This is a genomic window from Bradyrhizobium sp. (genome assembly GCF_016462955.1).
GTDB lineage: Bacteria > Pseudomonadota > Alphaproteobacteria > Rhizobiales > Xanthobacteraceae > Bradyrhizobium.
In genome coordinates this window covers 2630-5072 of record NZ_JAEMSD010000485.1, presented here as the reverse complement: position 1 = coordinate 5072, position 2443 = coordinate 2630, and the positions used below count along the sequence as shown (strand labels likewise).

3 protein-coding genes are annotated in these 2443 nt (G+C 63.8%); 1 reads left to right on the top strand and 2 read right to left on the bottom strand.

The genetic code is table 11. The features are described 5' to 3' along the window. Positions 1 to 994 (top strand): PQQ-binding-like beta-propeller repeat protein (locus tag JHD07_RS32385; protein WP_291629524.1); only part of this gene is annotated, 994 nt, incomplete at its 5' end. Between the two features lie 128 nt (positions 995 to 1122). Here JHD07_RS32385 and JHD07_RS32380 read toward each other — a convergent pair. Together JHD07_RS32380 and JHD07_RS32375 are read right to left on the bottom strand one after the other, a co-directional pair. Continuing rightward, positions 1123 to 1380, bottom strand: a complete 258-nt coding sequence (locus JHD07_RS32380; RefSeq protein ID WP_291629522.1) for a hypothetical protein — start codon at positions 1378 to 1380, stop codon at positions 1123 to 1125. A 73-nt stretch (positions 1381 to 1453) separates the two neighbouring features. Continuing rightward, a partial coding sequence (locus tag JHD07_RS32375; RefSeq protein ID WP_291629519.1) for a molybdopterin cofactor-binding domain-containing protein occupies positions 1454 to 2443 on the bottom strand: 990 nt, incomplete at its 5' end.

The following is a 2443-nucleotide window of genomic DNA, read 5'->3' as shown; positions in this document are numbered from 1 at the left end:
GGCCTGGATGACCGGCAATTACGATAAGGAAACCAAGACGATCTATTGGGGCGTCGGCAACGCGGCGCCGTGGCCAGGCGACTCGCATCCCGGCGACAATCTCTACACATCCTCGGTGCTCGCGCTCGATCCCGACACCGGCAAGATCAAGGCTTACCACCAATATCATCAGAACGATTCCTGGGATTGGGACGAGGTCGAGGCGCCGATGCTGATCGATTTGCAGCGCAACGGCCGCACCATCAAGAGTCTGGTGCATCCGGGCCGCGACGCGATCTTCTGGGTGCTCGAGCGAACGCCGACCAAGATCAATTACGTCGCCGGCTGGCCGTTCGTCTTTACCGACGTCTGGAAGGGCATCGACGAAACCGGCAAGCCGATCGTGGATCCCGCGCACAAGCCGGTGATGGGCAAGCGCGTCGAGTTCTGTCCATCGCTATGGGGCGGCAAGGACTGGCCGTCGGCCGCCTACAGCCAGAGGACCGGCCTCGTCTACGTGCCGGCCAACGAGAACTTCTGCGGTGGCTTCACCGGCGAGAAGGTCGCGCTCAAGCCGGGCGAGCTCTGGCTCGGCACCAAACCGGAAGACATCGGCCTGACGACGAAGCCCGGCGCCGATCATTTCGGCGAGCTCCAGGCCTGGGATCCCGCCACGGGCAAGAAGGTCTGGCAGCACAACTTCCCCAAATCGCAACTGTTCGGATCGGTCACCGCGACCGCGGGCGATCTGGTCTTCGTCGGCGGGACCAACGACCGCTATTTCCGTGCCTTCCATGCCAAGACCGGCGAACTGCTGTGGGAGCAAAAGACCAACTCCGGCATCGTCGGCATGCCGGTGTCCTACGAGATCGACGGCACGCAGTACATCGCGATCCAGTCAGGGTGGGGCGTGGATGCACAGCGCATCCAGGATGCGCTCGTGACCAATAACATCGGCATCGAAGCCAACGTGCCGCAGGGCGGGGTCGTCTGGGTGTTTGCCCTGAAGAAATAGCTCCGCAGGCGGATCGAAAGACGCGGAGCGTGGGGGCGAATGCGGCGGACGGCAACGTCCGCCGCATTCGTGTGAGACGCGGATAGTTGCCGGCCGGGATGGCACGACGCGGGCAATGCCTCAGATCGCTATTTGCCCATACGATCGACCTTGTCCTTTTCCTTCTGGTTCATTTCACGGATCTTCGGATCCGGATTGTGCTGCCCCGTGGTCTGGGTGGTCGAGGCGGGCGGGGCATTGGCGTTGGGCAGCGAGGTCTGGTCCGGCGTGCCGGGGCGCGTGGCGCTGGTCGGCGGCGGCGTGCTGCCTTGGGCGAATGCGCCGGAGGCCGTCAAAAGAAAGGCGCCCGACAGCAGGACTGCGAGCGCCTTTGAGATGTTGGTCATCGATCTGCTCCTGTCAGATCGGTGAAAACGGCGTGAGGCGCCTTGTGTTCCGCCTCACGCTTTGGTTTCCAGCTCAAGCCTCCAATTGCTTGCCGATCGGAAGCGCGCGGATACGTTTTCCCGTCGCGGCGAAGATTGCATTGATCAGGGCCGGCGCGAACGGGGGAACCCCGGGCTCGCCGACGCCGCTTGGCGGCGTGTCCGATGCCGGCGGCACGATGTAGACGTTGGTCACCAACGGGGAGTCGTCCATCCTGACGACCTGGAAGTCGTCGAAGTTCTTCTGCTGGACCTTGCCGTCCTTGAAGGTGATCTCGCCGTATTTGGCGAGACTCAGCCCCATGATCGCGGCGCCCTCGATCTGCGAGGCGATGCGCTCGGGGTTGACATAGGTCCCGCAGTCGATCGCCGTGTCGACCCGTGGCACCGTCAGCTTTCCCTTGTTGTCGATCGCGACCTCGACGATGGTCGCGATGTAGCTGACGAAGCTGCGGTGGGCGGCGATGCCGAGACCGTGGCCTTTCGGCACCTTGCGTCCCCACTCGCCCTTCTCGGCGACCAGCTCGACCACCTTGCGCAAGCGTGCGGTGTCGATCGGGTAGCTCTCCTGGGGCTCGCCGTAGTTCCAGAGATCCTTCACATCAGGCTTGACGATGCGAGGCGATCCGATCAGATCGAGCAACGTCTCTTTCTGGTCGCGGCCGGTCGCATGCGCGATCTCGCCGACCATCGACTGCACCGCGAAGGCATGCGGGATGTTGGAGACCGAACGGAACCAGCCGATGCGGGTATGCGCGGCCGCTTCCGGGTTCTCACAGGAGATGTTGGCGATCTCGAAGGGCATGTCGACGAGGCCCATGCCGATCTCGAACGGAGCCTGATGCACCGCGCCGGCGGCAAAAGTCGACGCGATGCTCGGGGCCACGCTGCGGTGCCGCCAGGCGATCACCTTGCCGCTCTTGTCGAGACCGGCCTCGATCCGCTCGACCGAGACGGTGTGCAGAAAGCCGTTATGGATGTCGTCCTCCCGCGTCCACTGTACCTTCACGGGCGCGCCGAGCTC